The 18,272-nt window shown below is 67.1% G+C and carries 14 protein-coding genes and 1 riboswitch; of the genes, 8 read left to right on the top strand and 6 right to left on the bottom strand.

The annotated features are described in order from the left end of the window. Positions 1 to 18: 18 nt before the first annotated feature. Both VI08_RS18225 and VI08_RS18220 read right to left on the bottom strand, forming a co-directional pair. The gene (locus VI08_RS18225) at positions 19 to 1,428 is read right to left on the bottom strand and encodes a UdgX family uracil-DNA binding protein (protein WP_045831063.1); all 1,410 of its coding nucleotides are present in this window, start codon (positions 1,426 to 1,428) and stop codon (positions 19 to 21) included. Beyond that, positions 1,428 to 2,642: a putative DNA modification/repair radical SAM protein gene (locus VI08_RS18220; protein WP_045831062.1), complete on the bottom strand. Its 1,215-nt coding sequence runs from the start codon at positions 2,640 to 2,642 to the stop codon at positions 1,428 to 1,430. The genes VI08_RS18225 and VI08_RS18220 overlap by 1 nt, the downstream gene beginning before the upstream one ends. Positions 2,643 to 2,809: 167 nt before the next feature. Here VI08_RS18220 and VI08_RS18215 point away from each other — a divergent pair, with 167 nt between their 5' ends. The 6 genes from VI08_RS18215 (at position 2,810) to ppa (ending at position 10,419) form a co-directional block, all read left to right on the top strand. Beyond that, the gene (locus tag VI08_RS18215) at positions 2,810 to 4,096 is read left to right on the top strand and encodes an amidohydrolase family protein (RefSeq protein ID WP_045831061.1); all 1,287 of its coding nucleotides are present in this window, start codon (positions 2,810 to 2,812) and stop codon (positions 4,094 to 4,096) included. 139 nt (positions 4,097 to 4,235) lie between these two features. Then, positions 4,236 to 4,694: an RcnB family protein gene (locus VI08_RS18210; RefSeq protein ID WP_045831060.1), complete on the top strand. Its 459-nt coding sequence runs from the start codon at positions 4,236 to 4,238 to the stop codon at positions 4,692 to 4,694. A 13-nt stretch (positions 4,695 to 4,707) separates the two neighbouring features. After that, a complete protein-coding gene (locus VI08_RS18205) occupies positions 4,708 to 5,109 on the top strand; it encodes an RcnB family protein (RefSeq protein ID WP_045831059.1) in 402 nt (133 codons plus the stop codon). A gap of 219 nt (positions 5,110 to 5,328) precedes the next feature. After that, positions 5,329 to 7,377: a sodium-translocating pyrophosphatase gene (locus VI08_RS18200; protein WP_045831058.1), complete on the top strand. Its 2,049-nt coding sequence runs from the start codon at positions 5,329 to 5,331 to the stop codon at positions 7,375 to 7,377. A 213-nt stretch (positions 7,378 to 7,590) separates the two neighbouring features. After that, complete coding sequence (locus VI08_RS18195; RefSeq protein ID WP_428992166.1) at positions 7,591 to 9,666, top strand: prolyl oligopeptidase family serine peptidase; 2,076 nt, start codon at positions 7,591 to 7,593, stop codon at positions 9,664 to 9,666. A gap of 219 nt (positions 9,667 to 9,885) precedes the next feature. Next, a complete protein-coding gene (gene ppa / locus VI08_RS18190; RefSeq protein ID WP_045831056.1) occupies positions 9,886 to 10,419 on the top strand; it encodes an inorganic diphosphatase in 534 nt (177 codons plus the stop codon). Positions 10,420 to 11,260: 841 nt separating this feature from the next. Here ppa and VI08_RS18185 read toward each other — a convergent pair. The 4 genes from VI08_RS18185 to VI08_RS18170 all read right to left on the bottom strand — a co-directional run bounded on the left by VI08_RS18185 (position 11,261) and on the right by VI08_RS18170 (position 15,806). Beyond that, positions 11,261 to 12,292 (bottom strand): DUF2333 family protein, encoded by a 1,032-nt coding sequence (locus VI08_RS18185; RefSeq protein WP_157006916.1) that lies wholly within the window; start codon positions 12,290 to 12,292, stop codon positions 11,261 to 11,263. Between the two features lie 46 nt (positions 12,293 to 12,338). Then, positions 12,339 to 12,911 (bottom strand): ferritin-like domain-containing protein, encoded by a 573-nt coding sequence (locus VI08_RS18180; RefSeq protein WP_045831055.1) that lies wholly within the window; start codon positions 12,909 to 12,911, stop codon positions 12,339 to 12,341. A 189-nt stretch (positions 12,912 to 13,100) separates the two neighbouring features. Further along, on the bottom strand, positions 13,101 to 14,942 hold the full coding sequence (thiC, locus tag VI08_RS18175) for a phosphomethylpyrimidine synthase ThiC (RefSeq protein WP_045831054.1): 1,842 nt from the start codon (positions 14,940 to 14,942) through the stop codon (positions 13,101 to 13,103). A gap of 73 nt (positions 14,943 to 15,015) precedes the next feature. Beyond that, a riboswitch (TPP riboswitch) is annotated at positions 15,016 to 15,114 on the bottom strand. Positions 15,115 to 15,149: 35 nt separating this feature from the next. Beyond that, on the bottom strand, positions 15,150 to 15,806 hold the full coding sequence (locus VI08_RS18170; RefSeq protein WP_045831053.1) for a TetR/AcrR family transcriptional regulator: 657 nt from the start codon (positions 15,804 to 15,806) through the stop codon (positions 15,150 to 15,152). Positions 15,807 to 16,165: 359 nt separating this feature from the next. Here VI08_RS18170 and VI08_RS18165 point away from each other — a divergent pair, with 359 nt between their 5' ends. Both VI08_RS18165 and VI08_RS18160 read left to right on the top strand, forming a co-directional pair. Then, the gene (locus tag VI08_RS18165) at positions 16,166 to 16,825 is read left to right on the top strand and encodes a protein-L-isoaspartate O-methyltransferase family protein (RefSeq protein ID WP_045831052.1); all 660 of its coding nucleotides are present in this window, start codon (positions 16,166 to 16,168) and stop codon (positions 16,823 to 16,825) included. Positions 16,826 to 16,862: 37 nt separating this feature from the next. Next, on the top strand, positions 16,863 to 18,239 hold the full coding sequence (locus VI08_RS18160; RefSeq protein ID WP_045831051.1) for a TolC family outer membrane protein: 1,377 nt from the start codon (positions 16,863 to 16,865) through the stop codon (positions 18,237 to 18,239). Positions 18,240 to 18,272 lie beyond the last annotated feature (33 nt).

Genomic DNA, 18,272 nt, shown 5'->3' with positions numbered 1-18,272 from the left:
TCGCCCACCCGTGGGCTCCTACATGAGTAGGTCGCGCATCAGACCCAGGTCGCGGACGAACGCGGCGTACGCCTCGGCGCGTTCCTCTTCCCCGGGCAGGCGCAGCAGGTACGAGGGGTGTACGGTGGCCATGGCCTTGCGGCCGCCGGGTAGCGTGATCCACTCGCCGCGCTGGGCCATGAGCCGGAACGACGCCCCGAATACGGCCTGCGCCGCCATGGCGCCGAGGCATACCAGCGCATCGGGCTGGATGCGTTCGATCTCGGCCGCCAGCCACGGCCGGCACGCCGCCTGTTCTTCCGCGTTGGCACGCTTGTGCAGGCGCCGCTTGCCGCGCGGTTCGAACTTGAAGTGCTTGACGGTGTTGGTGACGTACACCGCGGCGCGCGATACGCCCGCTTCTTCCATCGCCTGGTTGAACAGCTTGCCGGCCGGGCCGACGAACGGTTTGCCGGCCAGGTCTTCCTGGTCGCCCGGCTGCTCGCCGATGACCACGATGCGCGCATCGGCAGGGCCCTCGCCGAACACCGTCTGCGTCGCGGGCCGCCACAAATCGCACGCGCGGCAGTCGCGCGCCTGCTGGCGCAAGGCCGTGAGGCTGCCCGCGGGCGCGGTGTCCATGGCCTTCGCCAGCGGCGCCACCCGCTTCTTCGGCACCGTGGCCTCCTTCTCCACCATGGCCTGCATGCGCGGCAACGCATCGCGCACCAGCGTGGGTATCAGCTGGGCTTCCGGCAGGTTCTTCCAGTACTTCACCGGCATCTCGCGCTTCATCGCGTCCACCTTCAATCGCGCGGGGTTGAAGATGCTCGAGTAATACGTGCGCCACAGGTCTTCCAGCGCATCGCCCGACGGTGCGTCGGCGCGGCTGGCGCCCGGCCCGAAGCTCAGCGCGTCGCCATCCCAGTGCGCGGTGCGCGCGGGCGTGAGCAGCGACCAGCGCATACCCGTGAAGCGGCGGACGAAGAACGGGGCGACACGGGTGACGATGTCGTGCGCCGGTTCGAACCACGCGACGTACACCGTGCCATCGTCCACCGCCACTTCGCGGAAGCGGACGAACGCCTTCATCTTGTGCATGTCGCGATTCACCTGCTTCACGCAGGCGTGCGCCCATGCGACGTCATCGTCGGTGGCGATGGCCAGCAGGCCTTTCTCGCCGTGGGTGAGGCGCCACAGCATGCGGTAGAGCACGGCGTGGCGGCGCGGGTCGCTGTGCGCCAGCACGGTGTTGGCCACGTTGAGGAAATCGCGGGGCACGGCGGGCGGCTTGCCACCAAGCGGCGGCGGGATCGCATCATCCCCGCCGAACAGCCCTTCGCCGCCCCATGCCACGTGCTGCGGATCGATACCCGCCAGCAACAACGCGCGCGCCTTGCCCCGCCATTCCGCGAGGTCGGACGGGTCGGCCAGCGAAACGTGAAGCATCAGCCGAACAGATCCGGTTGCGCGGGCTCGCGCAGGTCGCGGTGGAGCACCACGCTCTCGTGGTCGCCACGCGGGCGGTGGTCCACGGTCTCGACGAAGGGCGCCACCTTCTTCACCGGCACGCGCAGGCGGATAAGGTCGTCGTATCGGATACGCCGGTGCACGCGCATGGCGATCATCTTGTCGACGGTCTTGACGCCAAGGCCCGGTACGCGCAGCAGCATGTCGCGCGCGGCCTTATTCACGTCGACCGGGAACTGCTCGCGGTGGCGCAGTGCCCAGGCCAGCTTGGGGTCGACGTCGAGCGAAAGCATGCCATCGTCGCCCGGTGGCGCGATCTCGTCGGCGCGGAAGCCGTAGAAACGCATCAGCCAGTCAGCCTGGTACAGCCGGTGCTCGCGCACCAGCGGCGGCGGCTTCAGCGGCAGGATCTTCGATGCATCGGGGATCGGGCTGAACGCCGAGTAGTAGACGCGGCGCAGCCGGTAGTTCGTGTAAAGGTTGGTGCTGGCGGTGAGCACGTCGCGGTCGCTGGCCGCATCGGCGCCCACGATCATCTGCGTGCTTTGCCCTGCCGGCGCGAACCGGGGTGCCTTCTTCTCGGCCTTCGCCTCGTCGATCGACAAGCGCAGGCGGCCCATGGCGCTGCGGATATCACCCAGGTGCTTCTCGGGCGCGAGGGTCTTGAGGCCGCCTTCGGTCGGCATCTCCACGTTGATGCTCAGGCGATCGGCCCAGCGGCCCGCCGCGTCGATCAGCTCCGGGGAGGCATCCGGGATCGTCTTCAAATGGATATAGCCGCCGAACTTGTGGTCGACGCGCAGCGAACGCGCCACGCGCACCAGCTGCTCCATCGTGTAGTCGGGCGACTGGATGATGCCGGACGACAGGAACAGGCCTTCGATGTAGTTGCGGCGGTAGAACTCCAGCGTGAGGTTCACCACCTCCTCCGCCGTGAACCGCGCGCGCTGTACGTTGCTGCTGCGGCGGTTCACGCAGTACGCGCAGTCGTACACGCAGAAGTTCGTGAGCAGGATCTTCAAAAGCGAAATGCAGCGCCCGTCCGGCGCGTACGCATGGCAGATGCCCATGCCCTCGGTGGATCCGATACCGCCCGTGCCGAGCGAGTTACGGCCCTTCCCGCCACTCGACGAGCACGAGGCATCGTACTTAGCGGCATCGGCAAGGATGGCGAGTTTGTCGGAGAGCTTCATGGGTAGCCCTATGGTGCCAAGAAGGGCGTTCGACTGCGTGAAGACCCTAAGCCCTGTGGGAGCGCGCTTGCGCGCGATGTGGGTTGCCGCGGCATCCATCGCGCGCAAGCGCGCTCGTACAGCCGGGGGCGGCGGGTATCATTCGGGGTCGATACCCGGAGCTTCCCATGGACCTCATCATCCGCCACGCCACCCTTCCCGACGGCCGCCGGGATGTCGACATCGGCATCGAGGGTGGCCGCTTCGCCGCCATCCAGCCCGCCTTGCCCGCGCAAGGCGCACAGGAGATCGACGCGCAGGGCCGGCTCTTCTCGCCGCCCTTCGTCGATCCGCATTTCCACATGGATGCCACGCTGTCGCTGGGCCTGCCGCGGCTGAACGCCTCGGGCACCCTTTTGGAAGGCATCGCGTTGTGGGGCGAACTGAAACCCGACCTCACCATCGATGCGCTGGTGAAGCGCGCCATGGCGTATTGCGACATGGCGGTGGCGCAGGGCCTGCTCGCCATCCGCAGCCATGTCGATGTATGCGACGACCGCCTGCTCGCCACCGAGGCCCTGCTGGAAGTGAAGCGCAAGGTCGCGCCCTACCTGCACCTGGAGCTGGTGGCGTTTCCGCAGGATGGCCTGCTGCGCTCGCGCATGGCTAAGGCCAACCTCGTGCGCGCGCTCGACATGGGGGTCGACGTGGTCGGCGGCATCCCGCACTTCGAACGCACGATGGCCGATGGCGCCGAATCCATCCGCTGGCTGTGCGAGCTGGCGGCGGAACGCGGCCTGCGCGTCGACATGCATTGCGACGAATCCGACGACCCCTGGTCGCGCCACATCGAAACGCTGGCGGCGGAAACCGTGCGCACGGGCCTGCAAGGGCGTGTCACGGGTTCGCACCTCACGTCCATGCACTCGATGGATAACTACTACGTCTCGAAGCTGCTGCCGCTCATCGCGGAGGCGGGCGTGCACGCCATCGCCAACCCGCTCATCAACATCACGCTGCAGGGCCGCCACGATACCTACCCGAAGCGCCGTGGCATGACGCGCGTGCCCGAGCTGCTCGCCGCCGGCGTCAACGTGGCGTTTGGCGCCGACTGCGTCATGGATCCGTGGTACGGCATGGGCTCGGCCGACATGCTCGAGGTGGCGCACATGGGCCTGCATGTGGCGCAGATGACCTCGATGGCCGGGGTATCGCAGTGCTTCGAGGCGGTGACGACGAACGGCGCCCGCGTGCTGGGCCTAGAGGGTCATGGCATCGCGCCGGGCAACCGCGCCGATGGCGTGCTGCTCCAGGCGGGCGATGCTTACGAGGCGATCCGGCTGAAAGCCACCCGGCTCATGGTGCTCCGCGGCGGGAAAATCCTTGCCCGAACACCTGAACGGCGCACCGCGCTGTTCCTGCCAGAACGCCCGTCAAATCTGACACTTGAGTTTCGCCCCGGCGCTATTTACTGAACGGGCCAGTTCAATAGCTGTCGCGACACTTAATTGCTTTCGCCGGTCTTTCAAAAACGCGCCCATCGGTTCAGGTTTCGCTTCCTAGGATGCGGGTCGTCGGTCCCGAGGTCTGCGGATCGTCACTGAGAGAACGACCATGAAAACGATGCTGCGTACCGCCCTTGCCGCCCTGGCGCTTGCCACCACCACGGTGGCGGTGGCCGCGCCGGATCGCGACCACCATGACCGCGACCGCGGCGGCCACTACGACCGCGGCCACGATCGCCGCGCGGACTGGCACCACGACCGTGGCCGCGGTGACTGGCACCGTGACAACGGCTGGCACGGCCATCGCCCGCCGCCGCCCCCGCCGCGCTATTACGGCCACGGCTACTACCACGGCCCGTCGTACTACCACCGCCCGCCCCCGCCGCCGCGCTACTACGGCCATTGGGAACGCGGCCACCGGTACTACGGCCCCAACGTGGTCGTGTACGACTACGGCAGCTACCGCCTGCGCCAGCCGCCGCGTGGCTACCACTGGGTGCGTGAGAACAACAATTTCCTGCTTGTCGCCATCGCGACCGGCATCATCGTAGACATGGCTATCCGCTAAGGGAGAGGTCGCAATGAAACTCCTGACCAAAATCGCTTTCTGCCTGGTCTCGACCAGCACCATCGCCCCGGCCTTCGCATGGGATCCGCCGCCGCCCCCGGGCCACGACGACCACCGCGACTGGCACGATGGCCACCACGACGATCGCGACCATCGCGACGACCACCGTGACGACCGCCGCGACTGGCACGACGACCATCGCCCGCCGCCGCCCCCGCCGCCGCGCTATGCGCACCACTGGGAACGTGGCCACCGCTACGACGGCCGCGTGGTGGTGGTGGACGACTGGCGCACGCGCCGCCTGCGCGAGCCGCCGCGCGGTTACCACTGGGTGCGCGATGACGATGACGGCCAGTTCCTGCTCGTCGCCGTGGCCACCGGGATCATCACGGATATCGTCCTGCAGAGCCACTAACCCAATGCAGGAGCGCACCCTGTGCGCGATGGGTGACCCTGGGCGATGGGGCGTGTCGCGAGCACCTATCGCGCACGGGGTGCGCTCCTACGAGTGCGGGCCAGGCTACGCGATCGGGTATGTGGCCCCTGATCCCGCAGCGCACAACATGTTTCCGCGCCACCGATGCCTATACTCCGGTCAGCCCTGCATGGGCTCCTACAATCCGGGGAGGCTTCGATGCTGCAACAGTACGGTTTGTGGATCGCGCTGGGATGTGCGGTCGTTGCGATTCTGTATGGCGCATTTTCGGTCAGCTGGGTCCTGGCGCGCTCGCCAGGCAATGAACGCATGCAGGAAATCGCGGCGGCCATCCAGGAAGGAGCCCGCGCCTATCTCAACCGCCAGTACGCCACCATCGGCGTCGTCGGCATCGTCCTCTTCCTGCTCATAGGCACCTGCCTCGACTGGGGCACCGCCATCGGCTTCGCGGTGGGCGCTGTGCTCTCGGGGGCGGCAGGCTATATCGGCATGAACGTCTCGGTTCGTGCCAACGTGCGTACCGCCGAGGCCGCCCGCAGCGGCCTTTCTTCTGCCCTGGCCGTGGCGTTCCGCGGCGGCGCCGTCACCGGCATGCTGGTGGTGGGCCTGGGCCTGCTGGGCGTGGCCGGCTACTACGGCGTGCTGACCCACATGGGCTACGAGCGCGGCCACGTATTGCATGCCCTCGTCGGGCTGGCATTCGGCTCGTCGCTCATCTCGATCTTCGCCCGCCTGGGCGGTGGCATCTTCACCAAGGGCGCCGACGTGGGCGCCGACCTGGTGGGCAAGGTGGAGGCCGGCATCCCCGAGGACGACCCGCGCAACCCCGCGGTGATCGCCGACAACGTGGGCGACAACGTCGGCGATTGCGCCGGCATGGCGGCCGACCTCTTCGAGACCTACGCGGTGACGCTCATCGCCACCATGCTGCTGGGCGGCGTGCTGGCCACCGAGGTGGGCCCGAACGGCGTGCTCTACCCCCTGGTACTCGGCGGGTCGTCGATCGTGGCCTCGGTCATCGGCACGTTCTTCGTGAAAACCCGCGGCGGCAAGATCATGAACGCGCTCTACGCGGGCGTCTTCGTGTCGGCGCTGCTCGCGGCCATCGCCTTCTGGCCCATCACGCAGCAGCTGATGGCCGATAGCGCCTTTGGCACGGGCCGCCTGTATGGCTGCGCGCTGATCGGCCTGGTGCTCACCGGCGCGATGGTAGTCATCACCGAGTACTACACGGCCACGGAATACCGGCCGGTACGCCACGTGGCGCAGTCGTCCACGACCGGGCATGCGACCAACATCATCGCGGGCCTGGGTGTGTCGATGAAATCCACGGCGCTGCCGGTGATCGCGGTATGCGCCGCCATCTGGGGTTCGTTCGCCCTGGCCGGCCTGTACGGCATCGCCATCAGCGCCACGGCCATGCTGAGCATGACCGGCATGGTGGTGGCCCTGGACGCCTATGGCCCCATCACCGACAACGCCGGCGGCATCGCCGAAATGGCCGAACTGCCCGCCGACGTGCGCGGCGTCACCGACCCCCTCGATGCCGTGGGCAACACCACAAAGGCAGTGACGAAGGGTTACGCCATCGGCTCGGCCGGCCTCGCCGCCCTGGTCCTGTTCGCCGACTACACGCACAACCTCAACGTCCACTTCGGCGGCACCGAGGTGCGCTTCGATCTCTCCAACCATTACGTGATCATCGGCCTGCTCATCGGCGGCCTCATCCCCTACCTCTTCGCCGCCATGGCGATGGAGGCGGTGGGCCGCGCCGCGGGCTCGGTGGTGGAGGAAGTGCGCCGCCAGTTCCGCGAGATCGCCGGGATCATGCAGGGCACCACCAAGCCGGATTACTCGCGCGCGGTGGACATGCTCACCCGCTCGGCCATCCGCGAGATGCTGGTGCCGTCGCTGCTGCCGGTGCTGGTGCCGGTGGTGGTCATCTTTGGCTTCAAGTGGCTTGGCGGCCCCGAGGCCGGCGCGCAGGCGCTGGGCGGCGTGCTGATCGGCACCATCGTCACCGGCCTGTTCGTGGCCATCTCGATGACCACCGGCGGCGGCGCGTGGGATAACGCCAAGAAGTACATCGAGGACGGCAACTTCGGCGGCAAGGGTTCCGACGCCCACAAGGCGGCCGTGACCGGCGATACCGTGGGCGATCCCTACAAGGACACGGCGGGGCCGGCGGTGAATCCGTTGATCAAGATCATCAATATCGTTGCGCTGCTTCTCATTCCGTTGCTTTGAGCCCTCGTAGGAGCCCACCCCGTGGGCGACATCTTTTCGCGATAAAGCCAAAAGCTGTCGCCCACGGGGTGGGCTCCTACATTTCTGCCATGCCGGAAGTCATGGGGCCTCTGTGGCCCCCACTGGGCTAAGGTCCGGGTTCTGCTCAACGAACGGACCCCACCCATGCAGCGACGCTGGATTGCGCTGGCCATCGCCCTTACTTTCAGTGGCATGACCCACGCCAAAGAACCGACCAAGACCCCCGCCCCGGCCACCCAGGCCGCTGGCGACGACGAAAACCTGTGGCTCGACGACATCGACGGCGCCAAACCCCTCGCATGGGTGAAGGACGAGAACGCCAGGACGGTCGCCAAGTACGCCGCCGGCCAGGACTTCAAGACGCTCGACGGCCGCATCCTCGAGATGCTGGACTCGGACGCGAAGATCCCCATGGTCAGCAAGATCGGCGACCACTACTACAACCTGTGGCGCGACAAGCAGCACCCGAAGGGCCTGTGGCGCCGCACCACCCTCGCCGAGTACCGCAAGGATGCCCCGGCCTGGGAAACCGTCATCGACCTCGACGCCCTCTCCGCCAGCGAGAAGGAAAACTGGGTATGGCACGGCGCGCAGTGCCTGAAGCCGGATAACCGCTACTGCCTTGTCTCGCTGTCGCGCGGCGGCGCGGATGCCGATGTGATCCGCGAGTTCGACCTCACCACCAAGGCCTTCGTCAAGGATGGCTTCACCCTGCCCGAGGCGAAAAGCCAGGTCGCCTGGATCGACCACGACCACCTGTTCGTGGCCACCGATTTCGGCCCGGGCTCCATGACCGATTCGAGCTACCCGCGCATCGTCAAGGAGTGGAAGCGCGGCACGCCGCTGTCCTCGGCCACCGTGGTGTACGAGGGCAAGAAGACCGACATGTCGATCTCGGCCTACCGCGACCTCACGCCGGGCTTCGAGCGCGAGTTCGTCATGCGCGCGCTGGAGTTCTACAACAGCGAATCGTTCGTCCGCGGCAAGGACGGCAAGCTCACCAAGATCGACGTGCCCAACGATGCCGAGACCGATGTCGAACGCGAGTGGCTGCTGATCGAGCCGCGCACCGACTGGAAGGTCGGCGGCACCACCTACCCCTCGGGCTCGCTGCTCGCGGCGAAGTTCGACGATTACATGGCCGGCAAGCGCGAGCTCACCGTGCTGTTCACGCCTGACGAGCACACCTCGCTCGCCAGCCACTCGTGGACGAAGACCCACCTCATCCTCAACACCATGCGCGACGTGGTCAGCCAGATCCAGGTGCTGACGCCGGCCGCCACCGGCCCGTGGAAGAGTGAATCGCTGGGCGGCGCGCCGGCGCTGTCGACCATGTCGGCCAGCGGCATCGACGCCGACGAGAGCGACGAGTACTTCCTTACCGTCTCGGGCTTCCTGCAGCCCACCACGCTGTATTACGGCGTGCTGGGCAAGGGCGGGCGCGAGGCGCTGAAGCACACGCCCGAGTTCTTCGATGGCTCGAAGTACGAGGTGACGCAGCACTTCGCCACCTCGAAGGATGGCACCAAGGTGCCTTACTTCGAGATCGCGCCGAAGGCGATGAAGGCCGATGGCACCAACCCCACCCTCGTCTACGGCTACGGCGGTTTCGAGATCGCGCTGCAGCCCAGCTACCTGGCAGGGCCCGGCCGCGCATGGCTGGACAAGGGCGGCGTCTATGTCATCGCCAACATCCGTGGCGGCGGCGAATACGGCCCGCGCTGGCACCAGGCGGCGCTGAAGGCCAACCGCCCGCGCGCCTATGAGGATTTCGCGGCCGTCTCGCAGGACCTCATCGACCGCAAGATCACCACGCCGAAGCACATGGGCATGATGGGCGGCAGCAACGGTGGCCTGCTGGCCGGCAACATGCTGACCCAGTACCCGCAGCTGTACGGCGCCGTGGTGAGCCAGGTGGCCCTGCTGGACATGAAGCGCTACCCGCACATGTCGGCCGGCGCTTCGTGGATGGCCGAGTACGGCGACCCGGACAAGCCGGAGGAATGGAAATACATCCAGAAGTTCTCGCCGTACCACAACCTGCACAAGGGCACCCACTACCCGGCCGTGCTGTTCACCACCTCCACCCGCGATGACCGCGTGGGCCCGGTGCACGCCCGGAAGATGGCCGCCCGCATGCAGGCCATGGGCTTCGATGCCAGCTTCTACGAAAACATCGAGGGCGGCCATGGCGCCGCGGCCGACAACAAGCAGGCCGCCTTCATGAGCGCCCTGGCCTACACCTACCTGTGGGATCACCTTAAGTAAGCCACTGAGCCCACTGTAAAAAACGTAGCATCGATCAAACCTGTGGGAGCGCGCTTGCGCGCGATGGGGCTTGCGCCTGCCCCCCCATCGCGCGCAAGCGCGCTCCCACAGTCGTTTTTTTTGGGTGACTGAACGGCGTTCCGGCCTGCCCAGCGCCCCGGCCCCGGGTTCTTGTATCCTTTGCGGCTGCCTCTATCCCAACTGCATCAAGGAACGCCCATGGGCCTGCACCTCGTCCCCGCCGGCAAGAACGTGCCGGACGAAATCAACGTCATCATCGAGATCCCGAAGGACGCCGAGCCCATCAAGTATGAGGTCGAGAAGGAAAGCGGCGCCATTTTCGTCGATCGCATCCTCTCCACCCCCATGCGCTACCCGTGCAATTACGGCTACGTGCCGGGCACCCTGGGCGGCGATGGCGACCCGCTCGACGCCCTGGTCATCCTCCCCCTCTCGCTGGTCCCCGGCTCGGTCATCCGCTGCCACCCGGTCGGCATGCTGAAGATGACGGACGAAGCCGGCGCCGACGAGAAGCTGCTCGTGGTCCCGGTCGAGAAGGTGTTCGCCGGCTACGCGCACATCCGCGACATCAAGCAGGTGTCGGGCCACTGGCTCGAGCGCATCGGCCACTTCTTCGAGCACTACAAGGATCTCGAGAAGGGCAAGTGGGTCAAGGTCGATGGCTGGGCCGAGGCGGCCGAGGCCAAGGCGGAGATCATCGCCGGCATCGAGCGCTACCAGGCCTCCAAGTAAGCCGCTGCAAACTGGTAGCTGCAAACTGTGGGAGCGCGCTTGCGCGCGATGCCCTTGAAAACCCGGCGAAAGCCGGGTTTTTTTATCGGTTCATTCGCTGAAGCGAACGCATGTAGTGATGCGGCTTGCGCCGCCCTAGGCTGGTACGGTGTCGCGAGTCGGGGGCGGTCAGGCCCTTGGGGCCGCCAGTCGCGGACCTTCGGACCGGGCCGTAGCGCCGCTGTCGCGATAACCGCCTGCTTGGCGGCCCTCCGCTCATGTCGGCCCCAAGGGCCTGCCCGCCCCCGAGCCGAAGCGCCTTATTTCATGTGGCACAAGCCAAGCCGGTTCCTCTGGCACCACCCTTCCGCAGCCACGTGACGCATCCACGCACGGGGAGGCATTCCGTTTTGCACGCCATGTCCGCCCGTTGTCACGGCGCGCCGCGCCCAGGCCACCTTAATGGGAGCTGCCGTTGGCGCCGGATGCGTTAGGTTTGCCTTCGTGCACACCGAGCGAAGGTTCGCCGCGGTCATCGCTTTTGCTGCACGAAACAGGGCGTGTGGGCTCGGTGGCGGGTGGGCCCCTGGGGCCGACATGAGCGGAGGGCCGCGCACCATCAGGTCATCGCGATAACGGTGCTACGGCCCGGTCCGAAGGTCCGCGACTGGCGGCACCAGGGGCCCACCCGCCGCCGACTCGCGACGCCGCACCAGCCTCAGGCGGCGCAAGCCGCTCAAGACATGCATTTGCTTCAGCGAATGAACCGATAAAAAACCCGGCTTTCGCCGGGTTTTCAAGGGCATCGCGCGCAAGCGCGCTCCCACATTCATTTTTTTATCTACATTTTTTATCTACATGGTTAGCCGCGGCCCAGCAGGCCGCGCAGGTCGATGATGGCCGCGTTGGCGCGCGAGATGTAGTTCGCCATCACCAGCGAGTGGTTGGCGAAGAAACCGAACGGCGAGCCGTTGAGCACCACGGGGCTACCCAGCGCCTTCTGCGATTCCTCCAGCTCGCGAATCACCTGCTGGAGGCTGGCGTCGGCGTTCTTGCTGCGCAGGATGGGTGCGAAATCGTGGCGGATGGCCTTCAGCTGCTCAAGCAAAGTCCACGTGTACCCGCGCGCCTCGTAGAAGTTGTCGTCGATCTTGTTCCACGGGGTTTTGACGTACACGGCCTTGGCCGGGCCTGCGTTGGCGGCGACATCGGCGTTGGGCGCCGCATCCACCTTCAGCTGGCCCACGCTGGCCGACAGCCGCTGCGACAGCGAGCCCAGGCGGGCCGAGACGGTCTGCAGGTAGTCGGCGAGGTTGTCGGCGCGCGCGTAGAAGTGGGCATTGCCATCCTCGGCATCGCTGAGCCGGCCGAGGTAATCCTCAAGATCGTCGGTGGCCTTGCCGTATTGCGATTCCGAGCTGGGGAACAGCCAGCGGTCGTTCGGGCTGTTGAGCAGCGGATCGGCCTCGCCCAGCGCCTTGTCTTCCACCGATTGCGTCTGCGAGCGGCTGAAATCGTTGCGCAGGGCGCGGGCCAGGTCGCGCGAGGCCGTGAGCGAGCCGAATTCCCAGTTTGGGATATTGTCCATGAACGCACCGGGCGGGAACTTGTCGTTGCTGAGGTAGCCACCGCGCTTGGCCATCAGCGTATCCACCGACTGGATGAGCGTGTAGGTGGTGACCGCGCCCGTGCTCATGGGCCGGCCGATGGCCTTCATGTGCGCCGTGGTGACCTGCACCGGATCGAACTGCGCCGGCTCCTTGTCCCACCACCACATGAGGATGAGCACCAGCAGGATGAGCAGCGCCAGCGGCAGCGCGATGGCCAGGCTGAGGGGGCGGCGCCGGCGGGGTTTGGCCGGCGCGGGGTTGGGGGCGGCGGTCGTCGCGTTCATGATCATCCTTCTCCGTGCATCGAGCGATACCGCCCAGCCTACCTGATCAGTGCTTCGCCGGTGCCGCGGGCTCGCCCTTCTTGCCCAGGTTCTCGAGCAGCGTGGCCATGTCCTCGGCGTGTTCTTCTTCCTGCGCCAGGATGTCTTCCATGATGCGGCGCGTGGTCGGGTCGTCCTCGCCGATGTAGCCGATGATCTCGCGGTAGCTGTCGATGGCGATGCGCTCGGCCACCAGATCTTCCTTGATCATGTCGACCAGGTCGCGGCCTTCGACGTAATCGGCGTGGCTGCGCGAGAGCAGGCCATCCGGGTTGAAGTTGGGCGTGCCATCGAGCTGGGTGATGCGCTCGGCGATGCGATCGGCATGCTGCTGCTCTTCGTTGGCGTGTTCCAGGAACTCGGCCTTCACGCTCTGCGAATGGATGCCAGGCGCCATGTAATAGTGGTACTTGTAGCGCAGCACGCACACGATCTCGGTGGCCAGCGCTTCGTTCAGCAGCTTGATCACCGTTTCGCGGTCGGCGCTGTAGCCGGCGGTGACGGCGCCCTTGTCGATGTGCTCGCGGGCACGCTTGCGGATGTTCTCGATATCGGTGACGAACGGTTTCGTGGTGGCCATTGCCTGTGCTCCGGTGGCAGGAGTTGGGTGAGGCCTTCGACGGTAGGGCCGCCGTCGAAAAAAGCGGGTGAAGGCGGCCGAATGCGACGCAATCCCATCGGGCTATCGCGCGCAAGCGCGCTCCCACAGGAGAGCGGGGGCCACCACCTGCCCCTACCCCTGTGGGAGCGCGCTTGCGCGCGATGCTCTTCAGGCCTTCCGATACACCTCCGCCCCCGCGGCCCGGAACTCCGCCGCCTTGCCATCCATCCCCGCCGCATACTCCCGCACATCCTGGGTGATCTTCATCGAGCAGAACTTCGGCCCGCACATGGAGCAGAAATGGGCGCTCTTGTGGGCGTCCTTCGGCATCGTCTCGTCGTGCATGGCGCGCGCTTTTTCCGGGTCCAGGCCCAGGTTGAACTGGTCGTCCCAGCGGAACTCGAAGCGCGCCTTCGACAGGGCGTTGTCGCGTACCTGCGCGCCGGGGTGGCCCTTCGCCAGGTCGGCGGCGTGGGCGGCGATCTTGTACGCCATGATGCCGTCGCGCACGTCCTCGCGGCCGGGCAGGCCCAGGTGATCCTTCGGCGTGACGTAGCAAAGCATGGCCGTGCCGAACCAGCCGATCATCGCGGCGCCGATAGCGCTGGTTATGTGGTCGTAGCCGGGGGCGATATCGGTGGTGAGCGGCCCCAGCGTGTAGAACGGCGCTTCATGGCATACCGCCAGCTGGCGATCCATGTTTTCGCGGATGAGGTGCATGGGCACGTGGCCCGGGCCTTCAACCATGCATTGCACGTCGTGCTTCCACGCCACCCGGGTGAGTTCGCCCAGCGTATCGAGCTCGCCGAATTGCGCGGCGTCGTTCGCATCCGCGATGCAACCCGGGCGCAGGCCGTCGCCCAGGCTGAAGGCCACGTCGTAGGCCTTCATGATCTCGCAGATCTCCTCGAAGCGCGTGTAGAGGAAGTTCTCGCGGTGGTGCGCGAGGCACCACTTGGCCATGATGGAACCGCCACGCGAGACGATGCCCGTGACGCGCCCCGCCGTCAGTGGCACGTAACGCAGCAGCACGCCGGCGTGGATGGTGAAGTAATCGACGCCCTGCTCCGCCTGCTCGACCAGCGTGTCGCGGAACACCTCCCACGTGAGGTCCTCGGCCACGCCGCCCACTTTCTCCAGCGCCTGGTAGATCGGCACGGTGCCCACGGGGACCGGTGCGTTGCGCAGGATCCACTCGCGCGTCTCGTGGATGTGCTTGCCGGTGGAGAGGTCCATCACCGTGTCGGCGCCCCAGCGGATCGCCCACACCAGTTTCTCCACCTCCTCGGCGATGCCGGAACTCACGGCGCTGTTGCCGATGTTGGCGTTCACCTTGGTGAGGAAATGCCGGCCAATGATCATCGGCTCGGCTTCGGGGTGGTTGATGTTGGCGGGGATGATGGCGCGGCCCCGGGCCACTTCGTCGCGGACGAAGTGCGGCGTGATGGCGGCCGGCAACCGGGCACCGAACGCTTCGCCACGGTGCTGCGCCCGCAGGGCGGAACCCGCCAGCGCCTCCATGCGCTGGTTCTCGCGGATGGCGATGTATTCCATCTCGGGCGTGACGATGCCACGGCGGGCGTAATGCATCTGGGTCACGTTGGCGCCGTGGCGGGCCCGCAGGGGCGCGCGGGGCGCGGTGAAGCGGATGGCGTCGAGCCGCGCATCGGCGGCGCGGGTGCGGCCAAAGGCGGATGCCGGCCCGTCGAGGCGGGCGGTGTCGCCGCGCTCGGCGATCCACGCCGCGCGCAGCGGCGGCAGGCCCGCGGCCAGGTCCACGGCGTGCGCAGGGTCGGTGTACGGCCCCGAGGTGTCGTAGACGACGATGGGCGGGTTGGCCTCGCCGCCGAACAGCGTGGGCGTGGCGGCCTGGGCGATCTCGCGCATGGGCACGCGCAGGTCGGCCCGGCTGCCGGGCACGTGGATCTTGCGCGAGCCGGGGATGGGCGTGGTGACCGAACGGGAAAGGGCGCGGGTGGCGTCGGCGAGGTCGGGTGGCATGGCGTTCATGGCTTCTCGGTCCTGGTGGGAGGGGAGAAGCGGACGCGCCGCCACGGGCGACGACGCGCCGGCGGCGCGCACGTTTCCCGTGGACGAAGCTTCCTACGCCGGTACAAACCGGATCAGGTTCGAAGGGACTCTCTCAGCCTGCGCGCTTGCGCCGGCACCCCCGCTTCAGGGCCGATTGGAGCATGAAGCGGGGTGGTGGCGCGAGGGTTACGCGCGGGGCGCGTAGGCGCGCATGAACATCTCGACCGCGGCGAGCGCGTTGGTGTTCACTTCCTCGGCGAACTGCACGGCGCAATCCTCGCAGCCGAACAGGCGGCGGATGAGCAGGTCGCCCTTGAGCAGGGCCAGGAACTGCGTGGTGGCGCGGCTGACGTCGCTGATCTCGAGCTGGCCGCGCTCGGCGGCATCGCCCAGCAGGCGGCCCATCAGCTTGTGCATGCGCGCCGGGCCTTCCTCCCAGATGAGGCGGCCAAAGCGCGGGTTGCCGCCCGACTGGCAGTCGGAAAGGATGGCGCGGAAGGTGCCGACCGATTCGGTGTTGGTTTCGGTGGCGGCATAGCGGCGCGCGATGGCCACCAGCGTGGCGCGGATATCGGCGCCGGCCTCGAAATCGAACAGGTCGTCGGGCAGGCGTTCCTGCACGTGGGCGCGGATGACCTCGCGGAAGAGGTTGTCCTTGTCGCCGAAGTGGCTGTAAACGGTGAGCTTGGAAACGCCCGCGGAGGCCGCGACGGCATCCATGCTGGTGCCCGCGAAGCCGCCCTGCGTGAAGAGCGCCTTGGCCGCGTCGAGGATGGCCGCGCGCTTCTCCATGTCTTTCGGACGCCCCGGGCCCTGGGTCTTCATTTTCGGGCTGGCGTTCATGGCTGCACCTTCACAAACAAAAATTATGACTTTATTATACGCAGCGGTTCAGTTATTTCCAGCATGGCGCGGATCTTTTTGCCGCGACAGCACGTGGAAACAGGAGTTGGGCCGCTGTCCTACCTTAGAATGAAGTGGGGCCGCCCCGGGCGGTCTCCATGGCTGCCGGGCCCGGGCACCACCTGCCGTTCAGCCGGCGGGGGGCTGGCACGGGGGTGACTTCCGTCAGCCCAGCCCGGTGACTTCCGGCACTTCGCCGGGCCGCACCGGGGCCGCAGCCTTTGCACATCAGGAAAACCGGGGCGTAACCCGTTATCCTTTCGAACCTTTTTGCAGCTTTTCGTACGGGATTGAACAGCATGGCGATGAATTTCGAGCAGGCCCGCCAGAACATGGTCGAGAACCAGGTCCGCCCCTGGGAGGTGCTTGAGTACTCGGTGCTCGACACGCTCAAGGCCATCCGCCGCGAGGATTTCGTGGCGCCGGCGCACCGCAACGTCGCCTTCGCGGACATGAACCTGCCCCTGGGCCACGGCGAGCTGATGATGAAGCCCGTCATCGAAGGCCGCTTGCTGCAGGCCCTGGCGCTGAACAAGACCGACGAGGTGCTCGAGATCGGCACCGGCTCGGGCTACCTCACCGCCTGCCTGGCGAACCTCGCCGGCAAGGTCACCAGCATCGACATGCACGCCGACTTCGTCGACGCCGCGCGCCAGCGCCTGGCCGCCGCCGGCGTCGCCAACGCCACGCTCGAGGTGGCCGACGCCGTCAACGGTTTCACGCCGGCCGGCGTTTTCGATGCCGTCGTGGTCACGGGCGCCGTGCACGCGGTGCCGGAAAAGTTCGTGCGCTGGCTGAAGCCGGGTGGCCGCATGTTCGTGGTCCGCGGCGATTCGCCGGCCCAGACGGCGGTGCTGCTCACCCACGAGGGCGAGGGCCGCTACCGCGAGGAATCGCTGTTCGAAACGGACCTTCCCTACCTGGCGCATGCCGCGCCGGTGAAGCGCTTCGTGCTCTGACCTTAAAAGATCCCCCCATCACCCACGAGGCGAACCCATGCGCTTGAAGCTCCTCACCATCGCGCTGGCCCTGGCAGCGGCGCCCTTCGCGAGCCATGCCGAAGACCTGCTCGATGCTTACCGCCAGGCACGGGCCAACGACCCGGTGCTGTCGCAGGCCGATTCCACCCGCCTGGCGACCGGTGAGGGCGTCACGCAGGCCCGCGCCCTGCTGCTGCCCCAGGTCAGCGCCCAGCTCAGCCTGAACCAGAGCGACCCGAACGGCCCCACCCGCTCGCCGATCTACGGCGCCGATGGCACCACCATCGTGGGTTACTCGGGCGACATCGGCCACACCCGTACGCGCCAGCTGGGCGCCACGGTGAGCCAGAGCGTCGTCGACTTCAGCAAGTACGCCGACCTGAAGGCCGCCCGCTCGAACGCCGATTCGCAGGACGCCACCTACGAGGCCGCCCTGCAGCAGCTGAGCACCCGCGTGGCCACCGCCTACTTCCAGGTGCTGACCAACGACGACGCGCTCACCTTCGCCAAGGCCAACGAGCAGGCCCTCGCCCGCCAGCTCGAGCAGGCCCAGCAGCGCTTCGACGTGGGCCTGTCGGCCATCACCGACGTGCAGGACGCCAAGGCGCAGCACGATACGGCCGTCGCGTCGGTCATCACCGCCGAGAACACCCTCGCCGATTCGCGCGAGGCGCTCACCCAGATCACCGGCAAGCCCTCCGACAACCTGAAGAAGCTGCGCGAGCAGCTGCCGATGGATGCGCCCTCGCCGAACGATCCGCAGGCCTGGGTGGCCGAGGCCGTGAAGACGAACCCGACCATCATCGCCGCGCAGTACAGCGTCGACTCGGCCGAACATAGCATTTCGTCGGCCCGCGCCGGCCACCTGCCGACCATCGACGCCACGCTGGGCTACAGCAAGAGCAGCGCGTGGAACGAGAACGCCGGCACCGCCGCCTCCTCGGGCACGCTGGGCTCCAACGGCCGTGGCGCCACCTCGGTGGGCGTCACGCTGAACGTGCCGATCTTCTCAGGCGGCGCCACGCAGTCGCGTGTCCGCCAGAGCATCTACCAGCGCGATGCCGCGCAGGACGGCCTGGAGAGCACACGCCGCCAGGTGGTCCGCGACACGCTGAACTACTACCGCTCGGTGGTCGCCGGCATCAGCAAGGTGGAAGCCACCAAGGCAGCCGTCGAGTCGGCCGAGAGCGCCCGCGACGCCACGCAGGCGGGTTTCGAAGTCGGCACCCGCACCATCGTCGACGTGCTCATCGCGCAGCAGAACCTCACCTCGGCGCTCAGCGACTACTCGCAGGCCCGCCACCAGTTCGTGCTCGACAAGCTGCTGCTGAAGCAGACCGCCGGCACGGTCGACGTGAAGGATCTCGAGGCCGTTAACGCCCTGCTCCAATAAGCCCATGTAGGAGCGCGCTTGTGGGGTGACCCC

The organism is Luteibacter yeojuensis (genome assembly GCF_000964085.1).
Lineage (GTDB): Bacteria > Pseudomonadota > Gammaproteobacteria > Xanthomonadales > Rhodanobacteraceae > Luteibacter > Luteibacter yeojuensis_A.
Note: the sequence above shows the minus strand (reverse complement) of the source record. Positions and strands in the feature narration are given on the sequence as shown.